This is a genomic window from Paenibacillus rhizophilus, assembly GCF_003854965.1.
Lineage (GTDB): Bacteria > Bacillota > Bacilli > Paenibacillales > Paenibacillaceae > Paenibacillus_AQ > Paenibacillus_AQ rhizophilus.
Genome location: NZ_RQPI01000004.1, coordinates 96227 through 111851, shown reverse-complemented (window position 1 = coordinate 111851; position 15625 = coordinate 96227). Strand labels below are relative to the sequence as shown.

Here is a 15625-nt window from a genome sequence, read left to right as displayed (position 1 = left end):
CTCTTCCTTTCTCTGCTCATCTCGTCTTAAGCGACCTCGGCCGCTTCTTTAACATTACCATATGAATGCTACCGGGGCAGCCGAATTCTTATTAATTCTGCGAAATACTCAGCTCCAATTTTCAAAATATTGTCATTGAAATCATAGAGCGGGTTATGGAGCGGGATATTGCCCTTACCGTCCGATGCGTCACCGTTCCCAATAAAAACGAAGCATCCGGGAATATTTTGCAAAAACGCTGAAAAATCTTCTGAAACCATCACTTGCTGTACGTTGGCGTTGACCTTGGTTTCCCCAAGCACATTCAAAGCCGCCTTTACGGAGATATCCACGCACTCCTCCCAGTTCACCGTAGGAGCAAATTCATGCGTGTATTCAAATTGGCATCCCGCGCCATGCATGCCGCATATTCCCTCGACTATGGCCCGCATTCGTTCTTCCAGCATATTTTGTACCTCCGGCGTGTAGCTGCGGGTATCCCCTTTGATCTCTACATGAGTCGGAATTGCATTCCGGATGCCGTCCGTGTGGATCTCAGTACATGAAATTACAGCCGGAATATTCGGGTCTAAATTGCGGGACACAATCGTCTGCAGCGCGAGAATAATCTCGGCGGCGATCACGAGGGGATCTATGCTCATATGCGGACGGGCGGCATGGGCGCCTTGCCCTTTGATCCGAATGATAAAGTTATCCTCACCGGCCATAATTCCGCCCGCACGAGTTGCAAACGTACCTTCCGGCATGCCTGGCATATTATGCATCCCGTAAATTTCATCCATTGGAAACCGCTCCAGCAGCCCATCATTGATCATGGCAAGCGCGCCTTTGCCCGGCTCCTCGGCCGGTTGAAAAACGAATCGGACAGTGCCATTGAAATTTTTTCTCTCGGTCAACAATTTAGCTGCGCCCAGCACTATGGCCATATGTCCATCATGACCGCAGGCATGCATTTTTCCCGTATTTCGGGAGGCATGGGGGCGCTCCGCTTCCTCTGTAAAGTTAAGCGCGTCCATATCCGCCCGGATTCCGATAATCCCCGTGCCGCTTCCGATTTTGAGGCTCGCAACGACTCCCGTGCCGCCAATGCCGGTATGAACCTCCAGCCCCATCCCGGTTAAAGCCTTGGTGATATATTCGGACGTCATTTTTTCTTCAAAAGCCGTTTCAGGAAACATGTGTAGATCATGTCTCCATTCGATGAGCTGCTGTTCGAAGCTTGAATTATCCACGTGCTTCCCTTCCTTCCCAAAATGTAGAGATGAACGAGACAAGTCCGGTCCTCCGGTTAAAAAGCAGGATACTTGCCGTTCCATACGATGTCCCTGTACCCCTCCGGGTCCGTATCGCCTTCCGTGCTAATGATGAGAACTCTCGATTTCTCGTTCAATTGAAGCCGTTCCCCCACTTCCCGCCGTAGCGCTTGTTCCTCCTGGATCAGGCTCAGAACTCCCAATCCCACAGCGCCGGATTCTCCGGAAACGACCCGCGGATCGCCGGGCAAAGGATTGCCGAGCATTCGCATGGCTTTGGCCGACACCGCATCGGAGCAAGAAATGTACATATCCGCATAATCCCTTAAAAGCTCCCAAGCCACCGTGCTGGGCTCCCCGCAGGCCAATCCCGCCATAATCGTCGGCAGATCGCCGGTTACCGCATGGGGCTTCCTGTCATTTTTCACGGCGGATTTATAGATGCACGCTGCTTCATTCGGCTCGACAATGATCGTTATCGGACGTTCGTCGCCGAATTCCGCCACGAAATAGCCCAGCACGCTTGCCGCGAAGGAACCGACACCCGCCTGAAGAAATACATGGGTTGGACAGCCTTTTCCGTCCCCCTTCATTTGCTCCATTACTTCATGAATCAGAGTGCAGTATCCCTGCATAATCCAGGTTGGGATCTCCTCATAGCCCTCCCACGCGCTGTCCTGAACCAGAACTCCGTGATGATCGGCGGCGTACCGGGCGGCCATTTTTACCGTGTCATCATAATTCAGCTCCGTAATGGAGGCTTCCGCGCCTTCCTTTCTTATATTATTTAGTCTGGCTGCTGATGAGCCTTTGGGCATGAATACCACTGATTTCTGTCCCAGCTGATTGGCCGCCCAGGCAATCCCTCTGCCGTGATTTCCGTCTGTCGCCGTAACAAAAGTTAGTTCTCCCAGCCGCTCTTTGATCTCTCCGGATTGCAGTTTCTCAAAATCAAGCTCCGAGATATCCAGATTTAGCCGCTCCGCCAAATACTTGCCGACAGCATAAGAGCCGCCCAGCACTTTAAAAGCGTTCAGTCCGAATCTGTACGATTCATCCTTGATCCATATGCCGCCCACGCCAAGCTTGCGTGATAAAGCTTTCAGGCTGTACAGGGGCGTTGGCTCATATTCATCAAATTTGCTGTGAAAGTTTCTCACTTTTGCAGCCGCTTCACGGTCAATGAACCGCACCGGCGTTCTATCGCCATTCGCCTTACGCGCCCGTTCGTTCGCAATATACTGAAAATCCGCAGTATCCATCATCAGACCCCTTTCTTTTCATAATCTTTCTGCAACCATTGTAATGTAATATATCACATGTTACATTCCATTTATTTTGCTGTCAATCAAGTCTTTCCACGCTGAAGCAAAGCGAGATTTGATACTGCTAAATTGCACATGATATATTACATACAAAAGAATTGAGGAGGCGCCCTATTGCTGCCAAAATCTACAACCAAAGTCAAACGCACATCGATTCGTGAGCAAGTGTACCTTCAAATACAAGAATGGATTATCAGCGGAGAATTAAAGCCGGGCGACAAGCTGAAGGATCAGCAATTGGCGGACGCGATGGGCACAAGCCGCACCCCTATCCGCGAAGCTTTATTAAGACTGGAAGAAGAAGGAATGGTGCAGACCAAGGCCAATAGCTGGACACAGGTGGCTCCTGTTGATATTTATCAGGCACACCGTTTGTATCCGGTCATCCAGTCACTTGAGAAGCTGGCCGTTTCTTTTGCCAAAGCAAATATCAAGCCGGAGCATATCCGGCAGTTGGATACAATCAACGAAGAACTGGAACGCGCTCTTAAACAGGAAAATGCGCTGGAAGCCCAGCAATACGACGCCCTGTTCCATCAGGTAATCATCGATTTGTCTGCCAATGAAGAGCTTATCAGTGTGTTGGATGGGCTAAAGAAAAAGCTCCGGCGTTATGAGGTTACGTATTTTAAAGGCTTTTTGGGAGCGGAACAATCGGTGGAAGAACATAAGAAAATCATCGGCGCGCTAAAAGAGGAGGATTTCGCCGCTGCCACCGAATTCATAGAATCGAATTGGACCAACAGCTTCCGGCGCCGCTTCACCGTATCCGAAACGGAAGGGACCGAAAATATCAAGAGCATGAATAATTCACATGAAGCTCAAGCATAATAAACTTCGGTTTTCAATTCATTTCACTAGGAGGATACAACATTGAATACGAACATTTCCAATCAAGTAAACCAAGGTGAGCAGCTCGTTCAACGGCTTATCAACGAAACACAGCAAGCCAGCCAACTGTATCAACAACTGCTTCAGCAGGAGGAGCAAAATGCAAGACAGCTGGAGGACCTGGCAAACCGCGAGCGTAGAGCGTCCCAAACGATCCAGACGGCTCTGCAAGGCCACCAAACAGCCATTCAGCAGCTGCAGCAGATCTCCCAAGTTCTCCGTCAGGTGGAGCAGCAATCGGTCCAAACCGGAGCAATAGGCTCGTCCTACAGCCAGCCGGTGTTCCACAATCCGGCAATCCCGTCCGGCATGTCCTACGGTTCTTCATCCTTCGGTTCTCCGATAGGGTCTTCTCAGATCGGTTCCTCTTCGATCGGTTCTTCGATCGGTTCTTCTCCGATCGGTTCTTCGATCGGATCTTCGTTTACCGGATCTTCTTCCTTCGGCGCCGGCTCTTTGCACACTCCTGGGCAGTTTTCTTCGATGCCGGGCCGCAGCTTCCAGCAATAAAACGGGAGCCGGCTCTAAGGTCCGGTTAAACTAAGGCAGGGACTGTCCACTCGGCTGTAAAGAGCCAGGACAGTCCCTATTTTGTAACTGGAATATTTCAGCGCTCTTATTTCGATCTTTCAAAGGGCAGCGCAAGTCGTCGCTTGCAAAAATAGACTGGGTGAGCCTTCCTTCTCTCCGGTATAATGGGTAGCGTATACTGATGATTTTCAGCTGACGACCAACGGAGAGGAGACATCACGCATGACAATCGGAGTTACCATTGAAAAAATCAACGGATTAGAAGAGGATCTGGAGCGGCAGCTGGGCGATCTGCTCGTTCGGGTCGTCGACGACGGAGCATCCGTCGGTTTTTTGCCGCCGCTTTCCGAAGAGGAAGCTGTGGATTATTGGCGCGGTGTACCCGGCGAGGGGGTTATATTGTGGGTTGCTCTGGAAAACGGAGAGGTTGCGGGAAGCGTTCAGCTCCATCTTGCCCTGAAGCCTAACGGGCTCCACCGGGCGGAAATCGCCAAGCTGATGGTCCATCCGGAGCACCGCCGCCAGGGCATTGCGCGTATGCTGATGGAAACGGCCGAAGCCTGCGCGGCTTCCGAGGGCAGAACCTTGCTTGTATTCGATACCCGCGGAGGCGATCCCTCCAACCTTCTGTACCAATCGCTCGGCTTCGCGGAAGCCGGCAGAATTCCGGACTATGCGCGGTCGGCAAACGGAGAACTGCATGAGACGGTATTTTATTATAAGAAGCTCACATAGGCTATAATACGGATTGCTTTAATTTTGAAACATTGTTACAATCAAAGTTACAATTACCGTTAATTAGCAACTATATTAAGGAAGGTGATACCATGTCCATTCAGAATTTACACTCCGCCGATGAGCTGGAGCAGTATATTGCCAAGCCCGGAAAGAAGCTGCTGTTCAAGCACAGCACTACCTGCCCGATCAGCGCAAAGGCGTTCGAGGAGTTTCAAACCTATCTGAAAGACAGTGATACCGACGCCGCCGTCGTGCTCGTGATCGAGGACCGTCCGGTTTCCAACAAAATTGCCGAAGATTTCGGCATCAAGCATGAGTCTCCGCAAATCTTCCTGCTGGAAGACAGCGAAGTGCGCTGGAATACGTCCCACTGGAAAATCACGCAGTCGAGCATCAAAGAGGCTGTAAGCCAATGAGCGACCAGGTCATCGTCTACTCCACCGAGGGCTGCGGAGACTGCAGCCGGGTGAAGCGAATGCTTCAGAGCGAAGGCATCCCGTTCGAGGTCAGGGATATCATGACAAGCGAGGCCTACCAGCAGGAAGTGGAACGTCTTGGCTTCATGGGCATTCCGGTTACCGTGGCGGGCGGCAGAGCGGTCAAGGGATTTAACCATGGCGAACTGAAGGAATTGATTGCCGCGGCAGGGTTGAACCAATAAGCTTCTAACACCGTTATGTCTCTGCGGAGAAACAGAAAGTTAAATGGAAAAAAAACAGCTAATTCGATTCAAACTGAGATCAATGCATCTTAAAGGAGCCTTATTCCTACCGGGGAATAGGCTCCTTTTAGTTTGACGCCTTAAGGGAGGGGAGTGTTCAACGAAGTTTCACCAGATGGATTTCAAGGTGTATATATGCAAAGAGATGATTTCAATGCTTCCTTCCTGGACGTAAAGCTCCAGCTCCTGATTATTAGGGTCCGGAAAAACCTGATCCGTCAGCACGACACTTCCGTCATTTGCGAACACTTCAACGGAGGAATGATCGGCGAATATCCGGAGCTTGATGATTCCATCTGCGGGCTTCAGGTCCGCTCCGTGCTCGCAGGAGAAATCGGGATGAAAGTCCGATATGCCGGCATTTCTGCGGTCGATGAACATATAGCTGCGTTCGGCGTCAAAGCCGATAACCGTTCCCTGGCCGCCGGAGCCATGAATTCGGAAGCCGAACGATGAGGAGCCCGCTATTTTAATTTCCGCTACAATTTCCAGCGTACTGCCGTGAATCTCCTGCAAAAGATTGCCGTCCCCGGCTTGGATCGTCAAATCCTCCATCAGAAGCTTCGGTTCTCTGAGCGTCTCCAGCTCTCTGACCGGCAGCTGGCGGAGCCGAATCCCGTCTTCGAAGACCGCAAGTCCAAGCTCCCTCGGCAGCGTCATCGCTCCTCTCCATGCTTCCGTCGGCAGCAGATTGGCGTATTTCCAGTTGTTCATCCAGCCGATGAACAGCCTGCGCCCATCCTGAGCGGGAACGTCAGACCAGCTCACTCCTGCATAGTTATCCCTGCCGTGATCCAGCCACAGCACCGTATCCGGCGGATTGTCGCTGGTAAAGGACACACCGTCGAATCCCCCTATAAAATACTGGGTCCGCGAGCCTTCCGCCAGCGCTTCATTCGGGCCGATGCTCACGATAAGCACCCATTTGGATTCATCGCCGCGGCCCTCGACGGGTAGCTTGAACAGATCGGGGCATTCCCAGACACCGTCGTGCGAGCCTTCCGAAGTACCAAATTCGCTGCCGAAAGACCAATGAATGAGGTCGGGAGAGTGGTAGAACAACACGCGCTGTCCTGCGGCGAGCACCATCGCCCATCGTTCCCGCTCACCGTCCCAGAACACTTTGGGATCGCGGTAATCAATGTGCCGCTCATCCTCCAGAACCGGATTACCTTCATACATCGTCCAGGTCCGTCCCTTGTCAGTGCTGAAAGCAAGGCTCTGTCTCTGGCGCGGCCCTCCGCTTTCCGGATTCACATCGTGATGGGTAAATACCGCCACCAGACCGGAGCCTCCGTTAAAAAAGCCCGTAGTATCATGCCGGTCCACTACCGCGCTGCCCGAGAAGATCGCCCCGTTATGATCGGGCCGCAGCGCGATGGGAAGCTCCTCCCAGAAGACAAGGTCCTTGCTGACCGCATGCCCCCAGTGCATGGGACCCCATACCGCACTGTGAGGATGACATTGATAGAACAGGTGATATTCACCCTCGTACCAAACCATGCCGTTGGGATCGTTCAGCCAGTTCGCCTCCGGCGAATAATGAAATTGCGGGCGAAAATTTTCACAGTATGATTTTGTAAGCACAGCTTCATCTCCTTTTCTCTTTAGTATGAATAGGCCGGGGTCATTTCCCAAACTTCCATATCGACTTGCTCCACCGGGCCGTCTGCCCGCAGCAGCAGGCCAAGCGCATCCAGCCTGGACGGATAAGCTCGGGTAGTCAGACTCTTCAGCCCGTTGGCATAGCATTCGATCAGTGACCGGTCCACAAAAATATGCAGCCGTAAGGTTTCCTCTCCAATGGGAAGATGGCCTCCCTGTATCCCCCGCGTCCGCTCTCTCTCATCGAGCGTCGTCTTGGTCCGGTCAACCTCAAGCCGCTGCTCCGGACGGCTAAACCGAATCACAGTCTCTTCCGCTCCGTCCGGCGAACGGCGAAGGGAAACGCCGACCTGCTCAGCCTGGCACGAATTAAAGCTCAGTATAATTTCCAACATGTCTCCGCTGATCTCGGCCAATTGCCGGTTGATCCCTTCCAGACTGCTTCCGGCCGCGGATAACAGCCGTCTTCCCCGGAGCAGCGCGGTCTCTTCCACCGGCTCTACGCCAAGCCGCCCGTCGGCCCGCAGAAACAGCGATACCGGCATGCCCGCGCCGTGCGCCCAGCCACAATCATAATCGATTTCCGGCGTCCGTTCGCCTTGGGCAATCGTAAAGACGAGCGAGCGTCCGGTCCGCGGATCAACCATCCCGCTCGGTCCCGTGAAGTGAAAATCGCCGACGTCAATTAATCCCGGCTCCTCATCATCCGGTGTAAATCTGCACGTTTCGGGGTTCCAGACTCCGATCCAGTAGTTGACCTCAACCTTGGCGCCTTCTCCCCAGGGACTGATAAGCAGGACGTGCTTGCCCGAACTGGCCGCTTCTTGTCCTTCTAGCGGAAGCGGAAGCAGAACGGGAAGCTCCCAGGCCTTGCCGAGATACGGATATTTGGCGTAATCGCTGATATATAGAGGCCCGCGGCACTCCCAGTCGAGCATGTCGGAGGAGACATAGACGAGAGCCGTCCCACCCTCTTCTTCTCCGCCCGCACCCGTGCCGACAAGCATATAATAGATTCCTTCTTCCCTCCAGACAAAAGGATCGCGGAATTCCCCGAACAATCCGGCTCCCCGCTCCTGTCTGACAATCGGGGAAGGATGCTTGATCCAGGTTATCAAATCGTTATCGCCATCGGCAGGATAGGCGCTTTGAGCAAGACCGATGGACTGATTCGGGGTTTCCCCATTGTTTCCAATGGTATAGAACAGTACCGGCATGCCATGCGGATCATAGGCGGCGCTGCCCGACCAGATTCCGTCCGGGTCCAGCCCTTCCTCCGGGCTGAGCGCGGTCGGCAAATCCCGCCAGTGAACGAGGTCCGGGCTAACCGCGTGTCCCCAGTGAATATGGTGGTAGAACGGGCCATTGGGATTCTGCTGGTAGAACAGATGATACTGGCCGCCGAAATAAAGCGGCGCGTGAGGCTCATTCATCCAGTGTCCGGGTGGATTCATATGAAACTGCGGCCGATGCCGGTCAGCGGCGAAATACGGACGCGGGATTTCCATAGCCTCCCGTTCTATGGACGGGATAACGCCGTCATAGGGCAGGAGATCCTGTTCATACTGCCGATGAATATCGGCATCCGTCAGCGCCGAGTCATAGATGACAAGCTCGTCCATCCAGCCGTCAAAATGGTTCATAATGAAGGATTCGGCCAGGACTACGCCGTTATTGTTGCGCCCGATGAGCAGATCGGCGCTGCAGGGCGTTATTTTCAAAGGTTGATTGAGAACGGTCTCCGCCGTTTTGCGCCCGTTGAGATAAAGCGATATCCGCCCATCGCTTCCTTCGAAGACGGCGCTCACAAAGGACCATCTGTGCAAAGGAATCGGCTCGGAAGACCAGATCTCATACCACTCCCCGTCCGCTCCCGCCTGAAACGACCAGGCCCCGTGCTTGAACAGGCCCAGAATATAGCCTTCCTTCTTCTCCCGGTTATGCTGGTTCACAATGGCCGCAAGCCGTTTCTCCGCTCCGTAATCATACGTTCTGGGGGCAATCCACGCCGTTACGGTAAGATTCTCGGCCGGCTCCACGGTTTGGGGGGCCAAGCGGCGGATGAACGTGGAGTAGCCGTCAAAAGATAGTGCCTTCCCCTTTATCCCCTCAGCCCAGACCGGGTCTCTCGGAGCCTGAAAACGCCCTTTGCTGAGTGCGAATTGTATGGTATCGGCTTGGCCGGATACGGAGTCCGCAGCTTGATTTCCCTGGCCTTCGTCAAAAGTCCAGTATGCGATCGGCTTGTTCAACTTGTTCTCTCCATTCTTCCCGCGTTTTTAAGAAGAGACAAGCCAGAGCGTTCTGACGTTCCGGCTTGCCCCGTAAGATGCGGTTTGCTCAAGCAGCTGTTATTTCTGAGCTTTCATGTAGCGGTCGTAGCCGTCCTGATACACCTTCATCAGATCCTCGATGCCCATTTTTTTCAGATCGGCGGTGTATTTATCCCAGCCTTCATCCACGCCGCCGTCCATCAGGAATTGGGCGCGCATTTTGTTGGTGTAAGTCTGAATTTCCGGTTTCAGGCGGTCAATCGTCTGCAGTTCTTGATCCGTGAAGAAGATAAGCGGAAAATGCTCTTTTTCCATTTGCGGAACGAAAATATTTTTGATGTCGTCCATCCGCTGTTTCGCCCGCGGTTCCGGAGCGACTACCTTCTCGAAATCTTCTCCCGTAATGACGCCGGCTCCTCCCAAAGCGACCGTCCGCCGGAATTCGCCCGGGTTCTCGATATCTTTCTTCTGAACAAGCAGTCCGTTAGCGTCTTTCTCAAACCAAGTGCCGATCGGTCCCCAGTGAACTTCAGCGGCCGTAACCGGTTCGTATAATCTGTCGAGCCACTCAGCGGTTACTTCCGGATTCTTGTTCGCTTCCGTGATTACGGTGCCGCCTCTGTTGATCGCCGAACCGTTATTCCATTTCACCACCATGTCTTTAAACGGCGGCACGATCGGATAATGGGCATCCCGCTCCCCGCCCACTACGTCGGTATGGTCCCACCATAGGAACGAACCCAGCGTTTCATTTTCCGTCTTGCCTTTTGCCAAATACTGCGCGTCGTTATGGGTGAAGGATTCGATATCGACTAGACCTTCTTCAAACCAGGTGTGGAAGTATTTTACCGCCTCTTTGTACCCCGGCTGCAGAGCGGCATAGTATACCTTGCCGTCTTTGACGTTCAGATGCTCGGAGAAGGTGTTGTTGCCCGGCTGATACGTTTTGTCGGGTTCGCCGAACGTGCCGAACAGATAGCCGATATCCCCGGTCCAATAAGCGTTGATGAAGGAGAGCGGAATTTCGTCTTTCTTGCCGTTCTTGTTCGGGTCTTTATCTTTAAACGCTTTCAAAACGTTGTGGTAATCTTCCAAAGTCTTCGGCATCTCAAGTCCAAGATTCTTCAGCCAATCGGAGTTGATGTACAGGAAGTCCGGATTCGCGCCGATATCCTCCTGCCCGCTTCCCAGCTCCTCGCCCACCGGCAGAGAATAAATGTTGCCGTCGGGGGCCGTGACGAGCGCTTTGATATCTGGGCGTTTGTCAAAAAGGGCCTTGAGGTTGGGCATATTCTTGTCGATCAGATCGTTAAGCGGAATAATGGTGCCGTCCTGGCCGTAATGCAGCAGCTCGGTGTCCGTAAAGCCGGCTCCGAAGAACATATCCGGCAAATCGCCGCTTGCCAGCAGCAGGTTTTTCTTCTGGTCATAATCCGTATCGACGATCGTCGTCCAGTCCACATGGACATTGGTATCCGACTCCAGCCTCTTCGCCAGTTCGAAATCGTTGAAATCGCTTGGCGCTAGCGCCGGACGCTTCGCCACCGCTTTCAGCGTCAATTTCTCCTTAAGCGGGAAACCCGCGGTGTCTCCGCCTGTATCACCCGCCGCATTCGATGCCGACGGGGCTTTCGATGCCGCCGGAGCATTGTTTGCGGCATTATTGCCGCTGCATGCCGTCATTACGACGGAAGCGCTCAGGAGCGCAGTAAGAACTATGGACATTTTTCTATTCATTGACAATCAAACCTCCCTTTAGTGATGACTTGCCCTATTAAAGACGCTTGCCACCTTTACATTCTCCGGGTCTCACCCCCCATACAGCTCATAATCGAACGGTTTAAGCCGAATGGTCATCCCTTGACCGAACCGATCATGACTCCCTTGACGAAATAGCGTTGGAGCAATGGATAGAGCATAAGCAAAGGGAGAGCCGCCACAATAATCACACCGAACTTTATCAGCTCGGTCACCTTTTGCTGGGCTACCAGTGTCGTAATGTCCGCAAGCATATCCCCGGATGGCTGGTTCTGGATCAGGATATTTCTTAGAATCAGCTGCAGCGGATACAGGTGAGAGTCGTTCACATAGATCAGGGCGTCAAAGAATCCGTTCCACTGCCGGACAACGGCCAGCAGCACAAGCACAGCGATGATGGGCTTGGATAGCGGCACAACAACGCTCCAGATGTAGCGCAGATTGGTGCACCCGTCGATGGAAGCGGCCTCCCGGAGTTCATCGGGCAAGCTCTGGAAGAACGTCCGTGCGATAATGATGGCGAACGCGTCAACCGCTCCGGGAAGCACAACCGCCCAAATGGTATTGATCATGTGGAGATTTTTGACAAGCAGATAGGTTGGGATAATTCCCCCGTTAAAAAAGAGAGTGACGACAAAAATCATCATGATGGCGTTCCGGCCGTAAAGGTCTTTGCGCGACAGCGGGTAAGCCGCCATGACGGTCAGAACCGAACTGATGACAGCCGTGAGAGTGGCGTAAAACAAGGAGTTCCGGTAACCGGTCCAAATCGTGTTGTCGCTGAAAATGCGCTGATATCCGTCAAAGGTAATCGCCTTGGGCCACAGCCATACATTGCCCGCGTAAATTTGATTCGGATCACTAATGGAAGCGATTACAATAAAATAAAGCGGATACAAAATCATCAGCGTAAACCCGCCCAGCACGATGAAGTTGACCACATCGAAAGCAATATCGCTTTTCAGCTTATTTTTCATTCGAAACATGTTTGACTCCCCCTTTCTAAAATAATCCGTTCCCGCTTATTTTTTTGGCTGTCCGGTTTACGATGAGCAGAAGCACCAGATTGATGGCCGCGTTGAACAGACCGATCGCCGCCGAGAAGCTGTACTGCGCGCGCTGAATGCCGATTTTGTACACATAGGTCGAAATGATCTCCGACGCGTCGATATTCAGGTCAGTTTGCAGCAGAAAGGCTTTTTCAAAACCAACGTTCATCAAGTTGCCGACCGCCAGAATAAACAGCACGGTAATGGTGGGAAGAATGCCGGTCAAGTCGATATGGCGGATTCGCTGCCATTTGTTCGCGCCGTCCACGACGGCGGCCTCATGAAGATGCGGGTCGATGCCGGCCAGCGCGGCCAAATAAATTATCGTGGCGAACCCGGTCTCCTGCCAAACCGAGCTCATGATATAAATCGGGCGGAACCAGCCGGCTTCGGACATGAACAGCACCGGTTCCCCGCCAAACGCTCCGATGATATGATTGACCAGCCCGCTGTTCGGCGAAAGGAACACAAGAATCATACCGGCAAGCACTACGGTAGAGATGAAATAAGGAGCGTAAATCACGGTTTGTACGAACTTCTTCAGCTTCTCCCGGGCCAATTGATTCAGCAGAATGGCGATGATTACGGGAATGGGGAATGAGATCAGCAGGTTCAAGAGACTGAGCAGAACCGTGTTCTTGATGATCGTCCAGAAGTTATATGATTCAAAAAACTCCTTGAAATACTGAAATCCCACCCAGGGACTTCCCCAGATTCCGGCGCGCGGCGTAAAATCCTTAAAAGCGATCTGCACGCCGTACATCGGGATGTACCGGAAAATAATAAAGTACGCAACTGGCAGAATAAGCAGCAAATACAGTTCCCAGTTTTTCCGGGCGGCTTTCAGCTTTCTCATATTCGACTCCCATCTTGTTGCGGCACGCCGTGCCGTTATATTTGGAAGCGCGCTAACCAACGCAGACATCGAATTTCTGTTTGAGGCCTCCATTGATATTTTCGATTTATGTTCCATTGTGCCTGTTCCCCCCTTATATTTTTTGAAACGTTTCCAATCAACGTTATAAAAAATCAGGTTGTCTCCCCCGCCCGATACGTCACAGGGATTTGGTAGACTTCACGGTCCAGGGTTTCTCCTTCCGTTTTCTTCAGCAGCAGCCTCACGGCCGTTCTCGCCATCTCCTCCACAGGCTGGCGAATCGTGGAGAGCAGAGGATGGAAAAAAGGATGGTCCTGTATGCCGTCATAACCGATGACCTTCACATCGTCCGGAACTCGAATGCCGGCCTCTTTGGCTTTCTCGATATATTTGGCCGCGGCCATATCCGTAATGGCGAATACGCCGTCGATGTCCTGGTAACGGTTCAGAAACGTGCTGTAATACTTATCCTCATCCCGGAGCGGATCGGGTTCTTCGTACACTTCATAAGGCACGCCAAGGATTTTGGCTTCATGCACGAAACCTTCCTTCCGAAGCATAGTCTCGCTATATACGAAAGGCACATTGCCGAGGAAAGCAGGTTTCTTCGCGCCGGCCTTGACCAGTTCTCTGAGCGCGATTCGTCCTCCCTCGAAATTGTCCGAGGTCACACAGGTGATCTTCTTGTTGAAATGCCGGTCGATACTGATCATCGGGATATCCGTGCTTACGCTGTTCTCAATATCGTTATAGGTGATCCCGACAACCCCCGCCACCTTGTTCTGCTTCAGCATATCGAAGTAATACAATTCCTTCTCGGGCTTGCCTCCGCTGTTGCAGAGCATCAGCTTGTAGCCCTCCCGGTCAAGCTCATCTTCAATATAATAGGCAAGCTCGGAAAAAAACGGATGCCAGATGCTCGGCAGGAGCAGCGCAATCATCTTGGATTTCTGCATTTTGAAATTGCGGGCCACCTCATCCGGCACGTAATTTAATTGCTCAATAGCCGCCTTGACCTTGTCTCGCGTTGCCGGTTTAACTGCTCCGGCATTGTTAATGACTCTGGAAACCGTGCCCACCGCGACTCCTGCTAAATTGGCTACATCTTTGATACTGGCCATGTGTCTTCCTCCGCCTTAACATCTATGATAGCGCTATCATAACATGGTTTTGGAAACGTTTCAATACTTAGTTTGAATCGTTTCCACTTTTTATTTTTCCGGGTGGAGGTTATGAATCGTTTTATAGCAGCCGGGCATATTAAAAGCATATCCTTACAGAGTAAGGATTGATTTGTTTGGATAAAAAGAAATCGCCCTTCCAAAAGAGAGGCGACTTTCTTCCGTTTATTCTCCCCGTTCATCCTGAATTTTTGCTCCATCCGTTGACAGCGCCAGTAGCCGGGTTTATATTTTTGTAAAGCGTTTACGTTAATTTCCGTTTCGATATAAGACAGCCGGTTCCAGGCCTAAACAACTTGAGCCGGAATCGCTTAGCAGGCTGCTGTCAGCCGCATTTTTGGAGGAACCTGAATGAATCCCACGATTAAAGATGTCGCAAAAAGGGCTAACGTTTCCATCGCCACGGTTTCCCGGGTGCTGAACAATTTGGGAGGTTACACCGACAAGACCAGACAGCGGGTTAACGAGGTCATTAAAGAAATCGGTTATCAGCCGAATGCGATCGCACGCGGTCTGATCAATAAGCGGACGCAGACGATCGGCGTGCTGTTTCCGAGTGTGTCCAGCTCCTTCTCCTCCGATATTTTGCAGGGAGTTGAAGATTTCGCCCACGGCCGCAACTACAGTATCGTAGTCTGCAACACGGATGATGACGGGAAGCGGACGATGAAGTATTTGCAGCTTTTACGGGAGAAGCAGGTGGACGGCATTATTTTTTCCAGCAGCGAGTTAAAGGACGAGTACCGGGAAGCTATCGGGAATATGAAAATTCCGGTTGTGCTTATCTCTTCGCAGAGCAATGATTCCGCCATTCCCTACGTGAAAATCGACGATTCCCTGGCGGCATACGACGCGGTGGATTACCTCGTTGCCAAGGGACATCGCAAAATTGCGATGATCAGCGGCGGCAAGGATGATATCTTAACCGGCAGCCCGCGCGTACAAGGATATTTGAGAGCGCTTCAGAAGCATGGGATTCCCTTCGACGAACGGTATCTCGTATACGGGGATTTCCGGTTTGAGAGCGGGAGCAGGGAATTTGAGAACTTGCTTCGCACCGTTCCCGATCTCACCGCCGTCTTTGCGGCCAGCGACGAAATGGCGATTGGGGTGCTGTCCGCCGCCTACAAGCATGGGCTCACGGTTCCGGGCGATATTTCGGTCATCGGATTGGACGGGCTGCCGCTGTCCAGCATGGTGGTCCCGCCTTTGACAACGGTCAGACAGCCGCTGGTTGAAATGGGCCAAATGGCTTCGGAAATTCTGATTCAAATGATTGAAACCGGCCAAGCGGCCACAGGAACAATCGTCCCCCATTCAATTGTAGAAAGACAGACGGTAAGGACGCTTGCCTAAGTCTTGCTGCTGCGATATGAAGAAAACCCTCCCGTTAGCCAAAATACAGGGAGGGTTTTGTGCTGCT

General features: G+C 52.2%; 14 protein-coding genes. 6 read left to right on the top strand and 8 right to left on the bottom strand.

The genetic code is table 11. The features are described from left to right. Window positions 1–68 precede the first annotated feature (68 nt). Complete coding sequence (locus EH198_RS09635; RefSeq protein ID WP_221621505.1) at window positions 69–1232, bottom strand: M20 aminoacylase family protein; 1164 nt, start codon at window positions 1230–1232, stop codon at window positions 69–71. Between the two features lie 56 nt (window positions 1233–1288). After that, window positions 1289–2515: a diaminopropionate ammonia-lyase gene (dpaL, locus tag EH198_RS09630; protein WP_124695334.1), complete on the bottom strand. Its 1227-nt coding sequence runs from the start codon at window positions 2513–2515 to the stop codon at window positions 1289–1291. A 177-nt stretch (window positions 2516–2692) separates the two neighbouring features. On the opposite strand from dpaL, the gene EH198_RS09625 reads away from it, so the two are divergent. The 5 genes from EH198_RS09625 (at window position 2693) to EH198_RS09605 (ending at window position 5399) form a co-directional block, all read left to right on the top strand. Beyond that, complete coding sequence (locus EH198_RS09625; RefSeq protein WP_124695333.1) at window positions 2693–3409, top strand: GntR family transcriptional regulator; 717 nt, start codon at window positions 2693–2695, stop codon at window positions 3407–3409. 42 nt (window positions 3410–3451) lie between these two features. Further along, window positions 3452–3979: a hypothetical protein gene (locus EH198_RS25420; RefSeq protein ID WP_342772032.1), complete on the top strand. Its 528-nt coding sequence runs from the start codon at window positions 3452–3454 to the stop codon at window positions 3977–3979. A 243-nt stretch (window positions 3980–4222) separates the two neighbouring features. Beyond that, on the top strand, window positions 4223–4735 hold the full coding sequence (locus EH198_RS09615) for a GNAT family N-acetyltransferase (RefSeq protein ID WP_124695332.1): 513 nt from the start codon (window positions 4223–4225) through the stop codon (window positions 4733–4735). Window positions 4736–4827: 92 nt separating this feature from the next. Further along, window positions 4828–5154 (top strand): bacillithiol system redox-active protein YtxJ, encoded by a 327-nt coding sequence (gene ytxJ / locus EH198_RS09610; RefSeq protein ID WP_124695331.1) that lies wholly within the window; start codon window positions 4828–4830, stop codon window positions 5152–5154. Beyond that, window positions 5151–5399, top strand: a complete 249-nt coding sequence (locus tag EH198_RS09605) for a glutaredoxin family protein (protein WP_124695330.1) — start codon at window positions 5151–5153, stop codon at window positions 5397–5399. The genes ytxJ and EH198_RS09605 overlap by 4 nt, the downstream gene beginning before the upstream one ends. A gap of 168 nt (window positions 5400–5567) precedes the next feature. Here EH198_RS09605 and EH198_RS09600 read toward each other — a convergent pair whose 3' ends face one another. The 6 genes from EH198_RS09600 to EH198_RS09575 form a co-directional block, all read right to left on the bottom strand. Beyond that, on the bottom strand, window positions 5568–7046 hold the full coding sequence (locus tag EH198_RS09600) for a glycoside hydrolase family 32 protein (RefSeq protein WP_246014168.1): 1479 nt from the start codon (window positions 7044–7046) through the stop codon (window positions 5568–5570). Between the two features lie 20 nt (window positions 7047–7066). After that, window positions 7067–9316: a GH32 C-terminal domain-containing protein gene (locus EH198_RS09595; RefSeq protein WP_124695329.1), complete on the bottom strand. Its 2250-nt coding sequence runs from the start codon at window positions 9314–9316 to the stop codon at window positions 7067–7069. A 99-nt stretch (window positions 9317–9415) separates the two neighbouring features. Continuing rightward, window positions 9416–11074, bottom strand: coding sequence for a type 2 periplasmic-binding domain-containing protein (locus EH198_RS09590; protein ID WP_124695328.1), 1659 nt, complete (start codon window positions 11072–11074; stop codon window positions 9416–9418). Window positions 11075–11190: 116 nt separating this feature from the next. Continuing rightward, window positions 11191–12081, bottom strand: a complete 891-nt coding sequence (locus EH198_RS09585) for a carbohydrate ABC transporter permease (protein WP_124695327.1) — start codon at window positions 12079–12081, stop codon at window positions 11191–11193. 16 nt (window positions 12082–12097) lie between these two features. Beyond that, window positions 12098–13000 carry an ABC transporter permease gene (locus tag EH198_RS09580; RefSeq protein WP_246014167.1) on the bottom strand — a complete coding sequence of 301 codons (903 nt, stop codon included), beginning with the start codon at window positions 12998–13000 and terminating at the stop codon, window positions 12098–12100. 173 nt (window positions 13001–13173) lie between these two features. Then, on the bottom strand, window positions 13174–14142 hold the full coding sequence (locus EH198_RS09575) for a LacI family DNA-binding transcriptional regulator (protein WP_124695326.1): 969 nt from the start codon (window positions 14140–14142) through the stop codon (window positions 13174–13176). Between the two features lie 411 nt (window positions 14143–14553). Between EH198_RS09575 and EH198_RS09570 the strand changes: the two genes are divergently transcribed. Beyond that, window positions 14554–15558 carry a LacI family DNA-binding transcriptional regulator gene (locus EH198_RS09570; RefSeq protein WP_124695325.1) on the top strand — a complete coding sequence of 335 codons (1005 nt, stop codon included), beginning with the start codon at window positions 14554–14556 and terminating at the stop codon, window positions 15556–15558. The last annotated feature ends 67 nt before the right edge of the window (window positions 15559–15625 follow it).